At 61.5% G+C, this 16,017-nt stretch carries 10 protein-coding genes, 3 tRNA genes and 1 pseudogene; 7 read left to right on the forward strand and 7 right to left on the reverse strand.

The window, feature by feature from the left end; genetic code table 11:
• Positions 1–10: 10 nt before the first annotated feature.
• A complete protein-coding gene (locus tag AAEZ08_RS21480) occupies positions 11–1,306 on the forward strand; it encodes an NAD(P)/FAD-dependent oxidoreductase (protein ID WP_003283132.1) in 1,296 nt (431 codons plus the stop codon).
• Positions 1,307–1,425: 119 nt separating this feature from the next.
• On the opposite strand, the gene AAEZ08_RS21485 is transcribed toward AAEZ08_RS21480, so the two are convergent.
• The 6 genes from AAEZ08_RS21485 to rluD all read right to left on the reverse strand — a co-directional run bounded on the left by AAEZ08_RS21485 (position 1,426) and on the right by rluD (position 6,311).
• Positions 1,426–1,501, reverse strand: a tRNA-Lys gene (locus AAEZ08_RS21485).
• Positions 1,502–1,506: 5 nt separating this feature from the next.
• Positions 1,507–1,583 (reverse strand) — tRNA-Pro (locus AAEZ08_RS21490).
• Positions 1,584–1,592: 9 nt separating this feature from the next.
• A tRNA-Asn gene (locus AAEZ08_RS21495) sits at positions 1,593–1,668 on the reverse strand.
• A 195-nt stretch (positions 1,669–1,863) separates the two neighbouring features.
• Positions 1,864–4,428: an ATP-dependent chaperone ClpB gene (gene clpB, locus AAEZ08_RS21500; RefSeq protein WP_003283131.1), complete on the reverse strand. Its 2,565-nt coding sequence runs from the start codon at positions 4,426–4,428 to the stop codon at positions 1,864–1,866.
• Positions 4,429–4,602: 174 nt separating this feature from the next.
• Positions 4,603–5,340 (reverse strand): peptidoglycan editing factor PgeF, encoded by a 738-nt coding sequence (pgeF, locus tag AAEZ08_RS21505; protein ID WP_500125103.1) that lies wholly within the window; start codon positions 5,338–5,340, stop codon positions 4,603–4,605.
• A complete protein-coding gene (gene rluD / locus AAEZ08_RS21510; protein WP_003283128.1) occupies positions 5,337–6,311 on the reverse strand; it encodes a 23S rRNA pseudouridine(1911/1915/1917) synthase RluD in 975 nt (324 codons plus the stop codon). Before rluD ends, pgeF begins: the two co-directional genes overlap by 4 nt.
• A 205-nt stretch (positions 6,312–6,516) precedes the next feature.
• On the opposite strand from rluD, the gene AAEZ08_RS21515 reads away from it, so the two are divergent.
• The 4 genes from AAEZ08_RS21515 to AAEZ08_RS21530 all read left to right on the forward strand — a co-directional run bounded on the left by AAEZ08_RS21515 (position 6,517) and on the right by AAEZ08_RS21530 (position 10,911).
• Positions 6,517–7,506 carry an outer membrane protein assembly factor BamD gene (locus AAEZ08_RS21515; protein WP_003283127.1) on the forward strand — a complete coding sequence of 330 codons (990 nt, stop codon included), beginning with the start codon at positions 6,517–6,519 and terminating at the stop codon, positions 7,504–7,506.
• 119 nt (positions 7,507–7,625) lie between these two features.
• Complete coding sequence (locus AAEZ08_RS21520; protein ID WP_003283126.1) at positions 7,626–7,859, forward strand: PP0621 family protein; 234 nt, start codon at positions 7,626–7,628, stop codon at positions 7,857–7,859.
• Positions 7,849–9,441: a sensor histidine kinase gene (locus AAEZ08_RS21525; RefSeq protein WP_102821336.1), complete on the forward strand. Its 1,593-nt coding sequence runs from the start codon at positions 7,849–7,851 to the stop codon at positions 9,439–9,441. Before AAEZ08_RS21520 ends, AAEZ08_RS21525 begins: the two co-directional genes overlap by 11 nt.
• A gap of 132 nt (positions 9,442–9,573) precedes the next feature.
• Positions 9,574–10,911, forward strand: coding sequence for a sigma-54-dependent transcriptional regulator (locus AAEZ08_RS21530; RefSeq protein WP_003283124.1), 1,338 nt, complete (start codon positions 9,574–9,576; stop codon positions 10,909–10,911).
• Positions 10,912–10,983: 72 nt separating this feature from the next.
• On the opposite strand, the gene AAEZ08_RS21535 is transcribed toward AAEZ08_RS21530, so the two are convergent.
• Positions 10,984–12,042, reverse strand: a complete 1,059-nt coding sequence (locus tag AAEZ08_RS21535; protein ID WP_003283123.1) for a DUF2333 family protein — start codon at positions 12,040–12,042, stop codon at positions 10,984–10,986.
• 217 nt (positions 12,043–12,259) lie between these two features.
• On the opposite strand from AAEZ08_RS21535, the gene AAEZ08_RS21540 reads away from it, so the two are divergent.
• Both AAEZ08_RS21540 and AAEZ08_RS21545 read left to right on the forward strand, forming a co-directional pair.
• The gene (locus tag AAEZ08_RS21540; protein WP_058065092.1) at positions 12,260–13,855 is read left to right on the forward strand and encodes a response regulator; all 1,596 of its coding nucleotides are present in this window, start codon (positions 12,260–12,262) and stop codon (positions 13,853–13,855) included.
• A 1,602-nt stretch (positions 13,856–15,457) separates the two neighbouring features.
• Positions 15,458–15,973, forward strand: a pseudogene (locus tag AAEZ08_RS21545) (methyl-accepting chemotaxis protein); the annotation flags it as partial.
• Positions 15,974–16,017: the final 44 nt, after the last annotated feature.

Below are 16,017 nucleotides of genomic sequence, written 5' to 3' on the forward strand. Positions count from 1 at the left end.
AGTCACTCCCATGTCACATCGAGTCGTAATCGTCGGCGGCGGCGCCGGCGGCCTGGAGCTTGCTACCCGCCTGGGTAGAACCCTGGGCAAACGCGGCAAAGCACGAATAACCCTGGTAGACGCCAACCTCACGCACATCTGGAAGCCGCTGCTGCACGAAGTTGCCGCCGGCTCGTTGAACTCGTCCGCAGACGAGCTCAACTACGTCGCCCAGGCCAAATGGAACCATTTCGAGTTCCAGATGGGCCGTATGGCCGGCCTGGACAGAGCCAGCAAGTGCATTCGACTTGAAGCTACGCGCGACGAGTTCGGCGTAGAACTGGTGCCATCGCGCTCGCTGAACTACGACACCCTGGTGATTGCGGTCGGCAGTACGACCAACGACTTCGGCACGCCGGGCGCTGGCGAGCACTGCATTTTCCTCGATACCCGGGAGCAGGCCGAACGCTTTCATCGGCAGTTGCTGAGCCATTACATGAAGGCTCACGCCGGTGAGGGCGCCTCAAGCGAGATCAGCATGGCCATCGTTGGCGCCGGGGCAACTGGCGTGGAGCTCGCGGCGGAGCTACTACACGCCGCCAAGGAGCTTGCCGCCTATGGGCTGGATGGCATCAAGCCGGAAGACGTGAAGATCACGCTGATCGAAGCTGGCCCAAAAGTGTTGCCAGCCCTTCCTGAACGCATCAGCCAGCCCGTACACCAAACCCTGCTCGATCTTGGGGTCAAGGTTCTTACCGGCGCAGCAGTCAGCGAAGTCACTGCCGAAGGCCTGCATACGAAACAGGGCGAATTCGTCCGTGCGAGCCTCAAGGTCTGGGCAGCGGGAATCAAGGCGCCAGGCTTCCTCCATGAACTCGATGGACTGGAAACCACCCGCATCAACCAACTGGTCGTGGAGCCGACCCTGCAAAGCACCCGCGACGACAACATCTTCGCGTTTGGCGACTGCGCCGCCTGCCCCCAACCGGATAGCGATCGCAACGTCCCGCCCCGTGCCCAGGCAGCCCATCAGCAAGCCTCGATGCTGGCCCGCTCGATCCGCAATCGACTGGAAGGCAAGCCGCTGCCGACCTACCGCTACAAGGACTACGGCTCGCTGATTTCGCTTTCGAGCTTCTCGGCCGTGGGCAATCTGATGGGCAACCTGACCGGCAACGTCATGCTCGAAGGGTGGCTGGCGCGAATGTTCTACATCTCGCTGTATCGCATGCACCAGATCGCGCTCTATGGCCTCCCACGCACGCTGCTGATGATGCTGGGCGACAAGCTCAGCCGCACGACGGAGCCGCGACTGAAGCTCCATTGATGCAGAAAAGGCGCGCCCCTGGGTGCGCCTTCAACGTTTCGCGAAGAAATCGAAAACAATAAAAAAGCCGGATGTCCGTGAGGACATCCAGCTTTTTTATGCTTCCTGAGAAGCTCGTATGGTGGGTCGTGTAGGATTCGAACCTACGACCAATTGGTTAAAAGCCAACTGCTCTACCAACTGAGCTAACGACCCAAAAATGGTCGGGGTAGGGGGATTCGAACTCCCGACATCCTGCTCCCAAAGCAGGCGCGCTACCGGACTGCGCTATACCCCGATTGGAATTTGGCTCCGCGACCAGGACTCGAACCTGGGACCCAATGATTAACAGTCATTTGCTCTACCGACTGAGCTATCGCGGAACAACTACAATTCCAGCTCTTTAGCGTTACGTTACCGCCTCAGAGGCGCGCCATTTTACGGTTCCCGGCTCCGCTGTCAACCCTAAAAATGCGATTCCTGACAACAGTTTGCGTTCACCCGGCAATGCGCCCCTAAAAACCCTCCGTCGGGCATCACCCGCAGGGCGACTACCGCCCTGCGGATGAGTGGATCGCTCAGTCGAAGACGATCTGATCACCCTCGACTCGCCCCGTGACGCTGGCGCCTGGGGCGAACTGACCAGAGAGTATCTGCTGCGCCAGCGGATTCTCGATCCAGCGCTGGATAGCTCGCTTGAGCGGCCGCGCCCCGTAGACCGGGTCGTAGCCGACGGCGATCAGCTTATCCATCGCTTCCTGACTTAGCTCCAGGCTCAACTCGCGCTCCACCAGACGCTTGCGTAGACGCCCCAGCTGTATCTCGGCGATACCGGCAATCTGCTCACGAGCCAACGGATCGAACACCACGACCTCGTCGATGCGGTTGATGAACTCCGGTCGGAAGTGATGCGCTACTGCATCCATCACCGCCGCACGCTGGGCGTCAGGGTCGCCAACCAGCTCCTGAATCTGAGTAGACCCAAGGTTGGAGGTCATGACGATAACCGTATTCTTGAAGTCCACCGTGCGCCCATGACTGTCGGTCAGACGGCCGTCTTCCAACACCTGCAGTAGCACGTTGAAGACGTCCGGGTGGGCTTTTTCCACCTCATCCATCAGCACCACCGAATAGGGTTTACGGCGCACCGCTTCGGTCAGATAACCGCCCTCTTCATAACCAACGTAGCCCGGAGGCGCACCGATCAAGCGAGCAACGGAATGCTTCTCCATGAACTCGGACATGTCGATGCGAATCATCGCCTCTTCGGTATCGAAGAGAAACTCGGCCAGCGCCTTGCATAGCTCGGTCTTACCCACCCCGGTCGGGCCAAGAAAGAGAAACGAGCCACTCGGCCGATTCGGATCGGACAGCCCGGCTCGCGAGCGGCGTACGGCATTAGCCACAGCCACCACAGCCTCGTGCTGACCGATGACGCGCGTATGCAGCATGTCTTCCATTCGCAGCAGCTTGTCGCGCTCACCTTCAAGCATTTTCGACACTGGAATACCGGTCCACTTGGAAACCACTTCAGCGATTTCTTCGTCAGTCACCTTGTTGCGCAACAGCTGGTTCTCTTTCTTGCCGTGCTGGTCGACCATCTCCAGGCTGCGCTCTAGATCCGGAATAATGCCGTACTGCAGTTCGGCCATGCGCGCCAGGTCGCCCTTACGCCGAGCCGCCTCAAGCTCGGCCTTGGCCTGCTCGATCTTCTGCTGGATCTGCGCGGAGCCCTGCACTTCTGCCTTCTCCGACTTCCAGATTTCCTCCAGGTCAGCGTATTCGCGCTCCAGCTTGGCAATATCGTCTTCCAGCTTGGCCAAGCGCTTCTTGGTAGCCTCGTCGTCCTCTTTCTTCAGCGCTTCACGCTCGATCTTCAACTGGATCAAACGACGATCCAGACGATCGAGCTCCTCGGGCTTGGAATCGATTTCCATCCGGATACGGCTTCCCGCTTCATCAATGAGGTCGATGGCCTTATCCGGCAGCTGCCGATCGGTGATATAGCGGTGGCTAAGCTTGGCCGCCGCGATAATGGCGCCGTCGGTAATGGTGACGCCATGGTGCACTTCGTAGCGCTCTTTCAGGCCGCGGAGGATGGCGATGGTGTCTTCCTCGCTTGGCTCGTCCACCTGGATCTTCTGGAAGCGCCGCTCCAATGCGGCGTCCTTCTCGATGTACTGGCGGTATTCGTCCAGCGTGGTGGCGCCCACGCAATGCAGCTCGCCACGTGCCAATGCCGGCTTTAGCATGTTGCCGGCATCCATGGCACCTTCGGCCTTGCCCGCGCCGACCATGGTGTGCAGCTCATCAATGAACAGGATGACGCGCCCTTCCTGCTTGGAAAGCTCGTTGAGCACGGCCTTGAGGCGTTCCTCGAACTCGCCGCGGAACTTGGCCCCGGCTATAAGCGATCCCATGTCCAGCGCCAGCAGCCGCTTGTCCTTGAGCCCGTCCGGCACCTCCCCATTTACGATGCGCTGCGCCAGCCCTTCGACGATGGCCGTTTTACCTACACCAGGTTCGCCGATCAGCACCGGATTGTTCTTGGTACGCCGCTGCAGGACCTGAATGGTGCGACGAATTTCATCGTCACGGCCGATTACCGGATCGAGCTTGCCGTCCTCGGCTCGCTTGGTCATGTCCACGGTGTACTTGTCGAGGGCCTGCCGCGACTCCTCGGCATTGGGGTCGTTGACCGCATCGCCGCCGCGTAAATTGCTGATGGCATTTTCCAGCGCCTTCTTGCTCACGCCTTGCGCCAACAACAGCTTGCCCAGACGGGTATTGCTGTCCAGCGCAGCGAGCAGCACCAGCTCGCTGGAAATATATTGATCGCCCTTCTGCTGGGCGAGGCGGTCCGCCTGATTGAGCAAGCGAGCCAGATCCTGCGACAGGTTCATGTCGCCGGTGGGGTTCTGCAGCTTGGGCAGCTGATCCAGCTCTTTGGTCAGCGCCTGACGCAGGGCATTGAGGTCGAAACCGACTTGCATGAGCAGCGGCTTGATCGAACCGCCCTGCTGCTCAAGCAGCGCCTGCATCAGGTGCAGTGGCTCGATGGAAGGGTGATCCAGGCCTACGGCAATGGACTGGGCATCGGAGAGCGCAAGCTGGAGCTTGCTGGTCAATCGATCGATACGCATGGACGTTATCCTCAAGTAAAGCAGGCCGGCGCCGTGAATCGCGCCATACACGAAACCTGCGAGATGCAGCATAGATGAGGATGATTGTTGGAGATTCAAGGCGCATGACATTGATGCAGGTCATGCCAGGACTGGAGAGTCAGCGCGAAATTTTACGCTGCGAAGCGAGCGGCTCTATCGCTCCAGCCAGATGAGGCTGGCGAACCGGCCCGTGCGCGAGGCACGCCGATAGGAGTAAAAGCGCGGATCACTGAGCGTGCACAGGCCACCACCGTAAACCGCGTCAACTCCAGCGGCCGCCAGGCGAATACGCGCCAACTGGTAAAGATCGGCCATAAACCGCTCGGCATTCTGGCTGGGTGAAAAAGCCGTTACCGCCGCCGGATGCTGAGCCTGGAAGGCATCACGCACTTCAGGGCCGACCTCAAATGCCGCCGGCCCGATCGCCGGCCCCAACCAGACCAGAACCTCCTCGGTAGGGACGGCCAGCGCGTGGAGGGTCGCTTCGAGCACGCCACCTGCCAGCCCTCGCCAACCGGCATGAGCAGCGGCGACACGGGTCGCGGCGCGATCACAGAACAGAACCGGCAGGCAGTCAGCGGTCAGCACTGTACAGGCTTGGCCGGGCGTATCACTCCAGCTCGCATCAGCAGTTGCGCAGACGCCGAGGACCGCCTGGACAGCAACGCTTGAATGTACCTGATTCAACCAGACCGGATGGCAGCCGAGCGATTCCTGAAGATGCTGGCGATTCCAGGCCACCGCCGCCGGATCGTCGCCAACGTGATCACCTAGATTGAAACTGTCGAACGGGGCGAGGCTGGCGCCACCCTGACGCGTGGTCACGCAGGCGCGAACGCCGGGTGGAGCAGGCCACTCAGGCGCGAGCCAACCCTGCCCCGAGACAGTCACCCGACGAACGCCTCGCGGTCCTGTTGCAGCAGAGTCAGCAGCCAGACGAAGTCGTCCGGCAATGGCGACTCCCATTTCAAGCGCTCGCCCGTCACCGGATGATCCAGTTCAAGAAAGCGGGCATGCAGGGCCTGACGCGGAAACTCACGCAGCGTTTGTACCATGGTCGGATTCGCCGCCGGCGGAATGCGGAAGCGCCCGCTATACAGCGGATCACCGACCAGCGGATAACCAAGGTGCGTCATGTGCACACGAATCTGGTGAGTTCGCCCGGTTTCCAGCTTGACCCGCACATGTGTGTGCGAGCGGAAGCGCTCGAGCACACGATAGTGACTGACCGCAGGCTTGCCACCCTCCACCACCGCCATGCGCTGGCGCTGTTGGCCGTGCCGACCGATCGGCGCATCCACCGTGCCGCCGGTGATGATCACGCCGATGACGATCGCCTCGTAGATGCGACTGACGCTGCGCGCCTGCAGCTGCTCGACCAGGCGGGTCTGCGCCTGCAGGGTCTTGGCCACGACCATCAGGCCGGTGGTGTCCTTGTCCAGGCGATGGACGATGCCGGCGCGCGGGACGTTGATCAGATCCGGTACGTGATGCAGCAACGCATTGAGCAGCGTGCCGTCGGCGTGGCCCGCAGCGGGGTGCACGACCAGCCCGGCGGGCTTGTCGATCACCAGAATCTGATCATCCTCGTAAACGATCTCGAGCGGTATGTCCTGCGCTACCCATTCGCCCTGCGCCTGCTGCTCTGCACTCAGTTCGAGCATCGCACCAGCGTGCACGGTATCGCGGGGGCGCAGCACAGCGCCGTCCACGGTCAGCAGACCATCCTTGATCCAGGCGGCGAGACGCGAGCGCGAATGTTCGGAAAAGAGCTGCGCCGCGACCTGATCGAGACGTTGCCCGCCAAGGTCGAACGGCACTTGGGCGCTGAGTTGGATGGCCTGTTTGGAAGTCGTGGGCATACGGCGTGATAGGTTCGTCTGAGAGAGGCAGGCGGTATCCATTGGCAATGGAAGAGCCCGGGGACCGCAGATGGCGGAGCGGCCTTTGGTTTCGGCTACACGCTTGTGTTTAAATACGGCGTCTTTGTCCCGGCGCACCGGGGCGCTCATCATAACAGGACGGCTCCGCGCGAGACAGCCAGCCGTCACAGGGACGCAAGCCGCCATGCAAGTGAAACACCTGCTGCTGATCGCCATTCTCGCCCTAACCGCCGCCTGTTCATCCAATGACACCGTCGACGAGAATCTGGGTGAAGTCGAGCTGTACCAGCAAGCACAGGCCGACCTGGACAACAAGAGTTACACCAGCGCCATCAGCAAGCTCAAGGCACTGGAGTCGCGCTATCCATTCGGCCGCTTCGCCGAGCAGGCGCAGCTGGAACTGATCTACGCCTATTACCGCAACGTTGAGCCCGAAGCTGCACGCTCGGCGGCAGAGCGATTCATTCGCCTGCACCCGCAACACCCTAACGTCGATTATGCCTACTACCTCAAGGGGCTGGCCTCATTCGATCAAGATCGCGGCCTGCTCGCGCGCTTCCTGCCGCTGGATATGACCAAACGCGACCCGGGCGCGGCCCGCGACTCCTTCAACGAGTTCGCCCAGCTCACCAGTCGCTATCCCAACAGCCGTTATTCGCCGGATGCCAAGGCGCGCATGATCTATCTGCGTAACCTGCTGGCGGCCAACGAGATCCACGTAGCGCACTACTACCTCAAACGTCAGGCGTATGTCGCTGCGGCTAACCGCGGCCGTTACGTGGTAGAGAACTTCCAGGGCACACCAGCCGTCGGCGACGGCCTTGCCGTGATGACCGAGGCCTACCAGCGCCTGGGCCTCGACGATCTCGCCGACACTAGCCTGCAGACCTTGCAGCTCAATTACCCGGATCATGCAACGCTGGAAGGTGGCAAGTTCACGCCCGTCGAGCGCGAGGATGACAACCGCAGCTGGCTGAGCAAGGCTACCCTCGGCTTCATCGAAGGCGAGGCACCGCGCCCGGATACCTCTCGCGCCAACCGAGACGTGCTGCGTCAGTACGAAAATGCCTCGCGCGATCTACCCGAAGAACTCCGCCCGGTGCTCAAGGAAGTAGAGCAGCAGGAGCAGAAGCGCTCTTGGTGGAGCCGCTTGACCTTCGGCCTGTTCGACTGACTACCTGACCTCGCGCCGGAGCGACGAGCACACGATGCGTCGCTTGCGGCGCAATGGGCCAGGACCGGCCCCGGCTCGACCGATCGCAGGTCGCCACGCTTAATCGAGAAGGAAGCGATATGGGTCTGTTTCGACTGCTGTTCTGGATCGCATTGATAGGCGCCGCCTTCTGGCTCTGGCGCCGTTTTTCGCAAAGAAAATCTGCACCTAAACCCCAGCAGACCACGTTGTCGATGGTGCGCTGCGCTCAGTGCGGCGTGCATGTACCTCAGGACCAGGCCCTGCAGTCACATGACCGCTGGTACTGCAGCCGCGCTCACCTAGAGCAGGACAGCAGTACTGGTGGGCGCTGAAAATCTCACTTTCTTCGGCGATCAGGGGCGGCGAATTCTTCGCCTGTACCATCTTTATCGACTGACCATCGGCCTGGCGCTGGTGCTGCTGATCAGCAGCGACTTGCACAATGACCTGCTGCAGATGAGCAATCCGCAGCTGTTTCAGTACGGCGCCTGGCTCTATCTCATTCTCAACATCTTCGTCGCCGTGCTCGTCCAGAGTCCAGAGCGCGATCTGCCCGTTCTCGGGCTTGCACTGATGGACGTGATTCTGCTGTCAGGGCTGTTCTATTTCGCCGGTGGCACGCCGAGCGGTATCGGCAACCTGCTGATCGTGGCCGTTGCCATCGCGAATATTCTGCTGCGCGGCAAGGTGGGCTTCTTCATCGCCGCGGTTGCGGCGACAGGACTGATCTATCTGACGTTCTACCTCAGCATCAACCGCCCCGAGGCGAGCGCTCAGTATGTTCAAGCGGGCGCGCTCGGCACGCTCTGCTTCGCCGCCGCCTTCCTCGTACAAGGCCTGACCCGCCGGCTGCAGGTCAGCGAAAACCTGGCGCGCCAGCGTGCCGAAGAGGTTGCGAATCTCGAGGCGCTCAATGCGCTGATCCTCCAGCGCATGCGCACCGGCATCATCGTGCTCGACCCGCAGGAACGCGTCCTACTGGCCAACCAAGGCGCGCTGCAGTTGCTCGGGCAGGATTCGCTAGCCGGCGAGCGCATCGCCCCGCGCTGTCCGGAACTGCTCAAAGCGCTGCAGCAATGGCGTGGCAACCCTACCCTGCGCCCACAGAATCTCAAGGCGACGCCCGGCGGACCGACGCTGCAACCGAGCTTTGCGGCGCTGCAGCACGGCAACAAACTCGACACCCTGGTATTTCTCGAAGATATCTCGCAGATCGCGCAAAAGGCGCAGCAACTAAAGCTCGCGTCGCTCGGCCGGCTCACTGCGAGCATCGCACACGAAATCCGCAACCCGCTGGGCGCCATCAGCCATGCCGCGCAGCTGCTTCATGAATCCGAAGAGCTGGACGCCTCCGATCGCCGCTTGGCACAGATAATTCAGGATCATTCGCGACGGATGAACCTGGTCATTGAAAACGTCCTGCAGCTCTCACGCCGCCGTCAGGCCGAGCCGCAGCTGCTCGACCTCAAATACTGGCTGCACCGTTTCGCGAGCGAGTTTCGTCAGGGACTCAGTTCGCAACAGACGCTGCACCTGGAGGTTGTAGGCAGCTCACTGCAGACGCGCATGGACCCCAATCAGCTGACACAAGTGCTCACCAACCTGGTTCAGAATGGTCTTCGCTACAGCGGCCAGCAACATGAGCGCGCCCAAGTCTGGCTACGCCTGTTCCGCGAGGAATCCAGCGATTTGCCGGTAGTGGAGGTACTGGACGATGGCCCCGGCATTGCTACGGAACAGCTGCATAACGTCTTCGAACCCTTCTTCACCACCGAGAGCAAAGGCACGGGCCTAGGCTTGTATATCTCCCGCGAACTGTGCGAGAGCAATCAGGCCCGCCTGGATTATCGCGAGCGTACTGAGGGCGGAAGCTGTTTCCGTATCGTCTTCGCCCATCCACGCAAGCTGAACTAGCACTCGCAACACGGTTGCCGGCAACGCATCACACATCGACCAAAGCGACAGCCACGGCGACGCCCGGCGGAGTTAACATGGTCACCGGCCGCCTTAGCGGTGACTATCGCTTTACGAATCAAGAGCAGGACCATGACCGCGCGCCAGAAAGCACTGATCATCGATGACGAGCCGGATATCCGCGAGCTGCTGGAAATCACCCTCGGCCGGATGAAGCTCGATACCCGCAGCGCACGCAACCTCAAGGAGGCGCGCGAACTGCTGGCCCGCGAGCACTACGATCTGTGCCTGACCGATATGCGCCTACCCGATGGCAGCGGCCTGGAACTGGTGCAGTACATCCAGCAACAGCATCCGCAGCTGCCTGTTGCGATGATCACCGCGTACGGCAGCCTGGATACCGCCATCGGTGCGCTCAAGGCCGGGGCGTTCGACTTCCTCACCAAACCAGTGGATCTCAACCGGCTGCGCGAGCTGGTCAGCACCGCTTTACGCCTGCGCGCGCCTGCCGCTGAGGCACCGGTGGACAGCCGCCTGCTGGGCAGCTCACCCCCCATGAAGATCCTGCGCAAGCAGATCGGCAAGCTCGCCCGTAGCCAGGCGCCGGTCTATATAAGCGGTGAGTCCGGTAGCGGAAAGGAGCTTGTGTCCCGCCTGATCCACGAACAAGGCCCACGCAACGAGAAGCCGTTCGTGCCGGTTAACTGCGGGGCGATCCCTACGGAGCTGATGGAAAGCGAGTTCTTCGGTCACAAGAAGGGCAGTTTCAGCGGCGCCATCGAAGACAAGCCTGGTCTGTTCCAGGCCGCCAATGGCGGCACGCTATTTCTCGACGAGGTAGCGGACCTACCGCTGCCGATGCAGGTCAAGCTGCTGCGCGCGATTCAGGAAAAAGCCGTTCGCGCGGTCGGCGGCGCCCAGGAAGTAATGGTCGATGTGCGCATCCTCTGCGCCACCCACAAGGATCTGGCTAGCGAAGTTGCCGCAGGTCGTTTTCGTCAGGACCTGTATTACAGACTGAACGTCATCGAACTGCGCGTGCCGCCACTGCGCGAACGCCGCGAGGATATCGGGCTGCTCGCCGAAGCAATGCTCCGGCGCCTGGCGCAGGAATGTGGCGACACCAACGCCCGCCTACATCCGGATGCGCTGGCAAAGCTGGAGAACTATCGTTTCCCGGGGAACGTCCGTGAACTGGAGAACATGCTCGAGCGCGCGTACACACTCTGCGAAGGCGACGAGATAAAGGCCGGCGACCTGCGCCTAGCAGACAGCCCAGGCCTGTCCGACAGTAGCGAAGGCAGCCTGGCGCACATCGATAATCTGGAAGATCATCTGGAAGAGATCGAGCGCAAGTTGATCATGCAGGCGTTGGAAGAAACTCGCTGGAACCGCACAGCGGCGGCCCAGCGCCTGGGTCTGACCTTCCGCTCGATGCGCTACCGACTGAAAAAGCTCGGACTAGACTGAGCTGCAAGCTAGATTCACGTCCTTTCAAGACGCCGCCACTAAACTTGCCGCTCACAAAGCTCGTGGCCGCCCTTACCCCTGCGACAGCAGGTTGCGCAGATCGATGATCGCGGCGTTGGCGCGGGATATGTAGTTGGCCATTACCAACGAATGGTTGGCCAGCACCCCATAACCACTTCCGTTAAGGACCATCGGGCTCCAAAGCGGCTCCTGCGCGGCCTCCAGCTCACGAATGATCTGCCTGACGCTGATCGTTGCATTCTTTTTGGCTAGCACATCGGCGAAATCCACTTCGATTGCCCGCAGCAGGTGCGACAGAGCCCAGGCCTGGCCGCGCGCCTCGAAGAAGACATTGTCGATTTGCATCCAAGGCGTCTCGACCACCTGCTCCTTGACCTGCGGAACGATTCCTGCGCGCTCCTGCTCGGGCGCGATGTCGGCATCCAGGCGGACTCGACCGACGCTGGCCGACAGGCGTTGCGACAGCGAACCAAGACGGGTGGCAGCATCACCAAGCCAGTTATTCAGGTTATCGGCACGGGTGTAGAACAATGCCTTGGGCTCCGGATCGCTGAGCCGAGCCAGGTAGCGATCCAGACCGCGAATGGCGTTGCGGTACTCGGACTCGGAGGCCGGCAGCGCCCAACTGCGATTGTCGAAGTTGAACAGCGGCTCAGCCTTGGCCAGATCGGTATCCTCGGTGGACTGCGACTGCGAGCGAGCGAAGTCCTTGCGCAACGCGCGGGCGAGATCACGAACCTGCACCAGCACGCCATATTCCCAGCTCGGCATGTTGTCCAGCCACAGGCCCGGTGGCGCGATGTCGTTGCTCAGGTAACCGCCTGGCTTATCCAATAAGGTACTGGCAACACGCTTAAGCGTTTCCACGGTTGTGTAGCCACTGACCAGCTGTCGCTGTGAGGCCTCGGCAGCCTGGCGAGTGTGCTGCTGAACCGGGAACATATCTGGCTCCCTGGACCAATACCAACCAAGCACCAGCGCCACCAGCAGATAAATACCCAGCAAGCCGGCAAGAATAAGCAAAAGCGGGTTACCTGCCCGATGGCTGGTCGCCCCGGCAGAGCCATTCGAGCGGCCAAGACGAGCGAAGCGATTCTTCCAATCCGACATGGGCAATGTGTCCTTTTCGCGAGTTCAGGGGTTCGACCGCATGGCGCCAGAGACGTTGCGGTGACTTGTCTTTACTATAACGCAGGGCCCCTGAGTGCTCAGTGCCAAATTGAGAACCACTACCGCGAGCGCGCACTACCAAAGCGCGCGAGCGGTGATAGCATGCCGCCATTATAAAACCCCGGGGCAGCGCACCTGGCGCGCCAGGAAAATCGCGATGTCGGATCAGGAAGAGCTAAAGCAGCATTTTGCCCAGCGGGTCATCCACCAGGCACGGGAAGTGCTGGAAGTCTGGCAGCAATTGCAACGCAGCGAATGGAACGAGGACTACCACGCCGCGCTCACCGAAGCGACGACCCGACTTCGACGCTTCGCCGACCGCTTCGAGCAGACCGAGCACAGCGAGCTGGCGATGAGCATCGAAGACTGCCTGGGCGACATCAGGGACAACCGCGGTCGTCTCTCCAGCAGCAGCATTTCCACACTCAGCCAGCTGATTTATCGCCTCGCGCGTACCGGCCTGCGCCACAGCGACCCGCAAAACCAGTCGTTCCTGCCGCCATTGAGCAAGCCGGTTTACATCGCCCTGCAAGACCAGGAGCGCGCCGAACATCTCGTACGCCAGCTGGACTTCTTCAGCATGTCCGCGCAAGCGTTTAGCAGTGTCGCTGCGTTTCGCACCGCCATGCATCGGCGTCATCCCGCCGCCATCGTCATGGAAGTCGACTTCAATGGTCCCGGAGAAGGACTTCGGTTGGCCGAGCAAGTGCAACAGGGACTGGACCCCAAGCTGCCGATGCTCTTCTTCAGCCATGCTGAAACCGACACCCCGACGCGCCTGGCAGCCGTTCGCGCGGGAGGTCTGGAATTTTTCACCGGCACCCTGGATGCCAGCAGCTTGCTGGAAAAGATCGAGATCTTCACTCGCACGGCGCACTATGAACCGATACGCGTATTGATCATCGACGACTCCCGAGCCCAGGCCACACACACCGAACGCGTGCTGAACAATGCCGGCATCGTGACCCAGACGCTGATAGAGCCAATCCAGGCCATAGGTGCGCTGGCCGAGTTTCAACCGGATCTGATCATCCTCGATATGTACATGCCCGAATGCCTTGGCACCGAGCTGGCCAAGGTGATTCGCCAGCACGAGCGCTACGTCAGCGTGCCGATCATCTATCTGTCCGCCGAGGATGATCTGGACAAGCAGCTCGATGCCATGGGCGAAGGTGGCGACGACTTTCTCACCAAGCCGATCAAGCCCAGCCATCTGATCGCCACCGTGCGCACCCGCGCGACCCGCGCCAGAAGCCTCAAGGCGCGTATCGTGCGCGACAGCCTCACAGGTCTCTATAACCACACCCACAGCCTGCAGCTGCTGGAGGACGCACGCTTCCGCGCGCGCCGCGACAACCGTCCGCTAAGCTTTGCCATGTTGGATATCGACCACTTCAAGCGGGTCAACGACACCTTTGGCCACCCCATGGGTGATCGGGTCATCAAGAGCCTGGCGCTGTTCTTGAAGCAGCGCCTGCGCAAGACCGATCACATTGGCCGCTATGGCGGCGAGGAGTTTGCCGTGGTGCTGCCAGACACGCCGGCGGACGCCGCCTGCAAGGTGCTCGACGAGATACGTCAACGCTTCTCGGAGATTCGCTTCCCCGCTCAGCCGCACGACCTCAGCTGCACATTCAGCTGCGGCATCACCGAGCTGAGCAACGATGCCGAGGTCAAAATGCTCACGCAGCAAGCCGACGAAGCGCTATATCGGGCCAAGCATGGCGGCCGCAACCGCGTCGAGTGCTACTAGCCTGCCGCTGCGCGCCTGCAGGCTAGCGCACAGCGCTGTACCAGATATCCACCACCGCTGCCCCCTCGACTCTAGCCGGCTACCGCGCCGGCTGTAACGCCAATGACATCAAACTGCCATACCTTGCAAGCTTCCTGATCTTTCTGCGAGGCGAGCATGCGCCTGAAGTCGCTCACCACTCTCAACACGCTGCTGCTCATTGCGGTCTGCTTGGCGCTGGGTGCCACACTCTGGTGGTCGGAACGCGCAATGGAGCGCCCCTATCTCCTCATGGCGCGTTACCTGGCCCTGTCCCAGCAGTTCCAGCACCACGCCGCGGAGAACATCCACGGCTATCTGGCTAGCGGTGATGCGCTGCGCCACAGCCAGGCCCAGCAGGCGCTGGCTGAACTCGAACAGGACATCGCCGAGCTACCCAGTGATCTTGCTGACAGGCTGCGTCCGAGCCTGCAGGAGCTCACCCGCTTCACCGCCGATGATCTACTCGCTGCAGGCAAGCTGGCCGGCGATCCGCAGGGCCTGCTGCTACAGGCAGAACGCGAAATGGCCGGGGCGCTGACGCAGCTCGACGACTACCGTACCCAGGCAAGCCATCCGAGCGCGCTGGACTACCAACGGCCGTTGCTGGCTGGCAGCCAGCAATTGCTGCGTCTGAGCCATGCCCGCGGCAAGCTGGTAAGCACGGGCCGCGACGAGCTAGCTGGCGATGTCGCGCAGACGCTTCGCAATCTCAAGCAGGAAGCCGAAGCACTCGACGCCCTGCCGCTGCTCGGCGTCGAAAGCGCGGACCATTCGGCCGCCAGCAACTTCGCCGCGTTACTGGACCTCGGGGATGCGGCAGAGCGCACCACCGAGGACCGCGGCATTTCGCTCAAGCGTGAGCTTGCCAGCCTGATCAAGCGCTACCCGGCCGAACTGCAGCGCACCCGCCAACTGATCCGCCAACGCAGCGAGCTGCTGGAAAGTAGTGCCCGCAAGATCGACGCCGTGCAACAGGCACTGGCCGAACTGGAACCGGCCGTGCGCGCCGAGCATGGCCGTATTCAGGGTGAGGTACGCCTGCTGCAAGGCGGCATCATTCTGCTGATTCTGCTCATCGCGCTGACCATCGATCGCCTGCAACGGCAGCTTACCCGCGCGCTCAGCCAACTGGTCCCCGCACTTTCGGCGTGGGCGGAAGGTGACTTCACTCGCGATGCGCGAATCGACTCGAAGATCCGCGAGATCGCCGATATCGAAAGCTCGCTCAATAGTCTGCGCAGCTATCTGCTGCAGCTTGTCGGCACCCTGCGCCAACAGGCGACTCAGGTTGCCGCAAGCAGCCGCGACCTCGACCAGATGAGCAGCGGCCTGCATGACGGCGCCCAACGCCAGACCGGTGACACGGCGCAGATCCGCGATTCGCTGGGTGAGCTAGAAACGACCATTCAGCAGGTAGCCGATGGTGCTGGAGAGGCCGCCGAAGCCAGCCGGGCTGCAGCACGCGCCGTGCATCACGGTCAGCAGGTGATTGGTCAAAGCCTGAACGGCCTGCATGACCTAGTCAGCGAAGTCCAGGACAATGCCGTGGCCATCGAGCGCCTAGCCGACGAGACCACCATCATTGGCAATGTACTGACCGTCATCCGTGCCATTGCCGAGCAGACCAACCTGCTCGCGCTCAACGCCGCCATCGAAGCGGCGCGGGCCGGCGGTCATGGACGCGGGTTTGCGGTGGTAGCCGACGAGGTGCGCTCACTCGCTCAACGCACCAGCGGCGCAACCGAGGAAATCCAGCAACTGATAGGCCGCCTGCAGCAGGCGGCCAGGCAGTCGGTTGAGGCCATGCGCAGCCAGGTAGCACACGCCGAAAGCACGGCAAACCTGGCGCAAAGTGCTGATCAGGCGCTGGACGAGATCGTCTCGACCATCGCCACCATCAGCCGTATGGCCGAGCAAATTGCCCAGGCCACTGCACAACAGGGCGAAGCGGTAGGCGAGATTCGCGGCCACAGCGAACGCATTCATCAACTCGGAGATGCAAACCTTGGCCATATCAGCCGGGGGCGCGAGCAGAGTGCGCAGATGCTGCAGCTGGGCAGCGAACTGGATAGGGCGACCCAGGCATTCAGGTTCTAAAAAAACGGAGCCTGGCGCTCCGTTTTTTATGCAGGCAGACCTCG

It is taken from the genome of Pseudomonas sp. E45-MNA-CIBAN-0222 (assembly GCF_040310405.1).
GTDB classification, from domain to species: domain Bacteria; phylum Pseudomonadota; class Gammaproteobacteria; order Pseudomonadales; family Pseudomonadaceae; genus Stutzerimonas; species Stutzerimonas stutzeri_AC.

Coding starts and splice junctions, on each gene's coding strand:
- AAEZ08_RS21480 (WP_003283132.1), top strand. CDS start 11: ATGTCACATCGAGTCGTAATCGTCGGCGGCGGCGCCGGCGGCCTGGAG.
- clpB (WP_003283131.1), bottom strand. CDS start 4,428: ATGCGTATCGATCGATTGACCAGCAAGCTCCAGCTTGCGCTCTCCGAT.
- rluD (WP_003283128.1), bottom strand. CDS start 6,311: ATGCCCACGACTTCCAAACAGGCCATCCAACTCAGCGCCCAAGTGCCG.
- AAEZ08_RS21515 (WP_003283127.1), top strand. CDS start 6,517: ATGCAAGTGAAACACCTGCTGCTGATCGCCATTCTCGCCCTAACCGCC.
- AAEZ08_RS21520 (WP_003283126.1), top strand. CDS start 7,626: ATGGGTCTGTTTCGACTGCTGTTCTGGATCGCATTGATAGGCGCCGCC.
- AAEZ08_RS21530 (WP_003283124.1), top strand. CDS start 9,574: ATGACCGCGCGCCAGAAAGCACTGATCATCGATGACGAGCCGGATATC.
- AAEZ08_RS21535 (WP_003283123.1), bottom strand. CDS start 12,042: ATGTCGGATTGGAAGAATCGCTTCGCTCGTCTTGGCCGCTCGAATGGC.
- AAEZ08_RS21540 (WP_058065092.1), top strand. CDS start 12,260: ATGTCGGATCAGGAAGAGCTAAAGCAGCATTTTGCCCAGCGGGTCATC.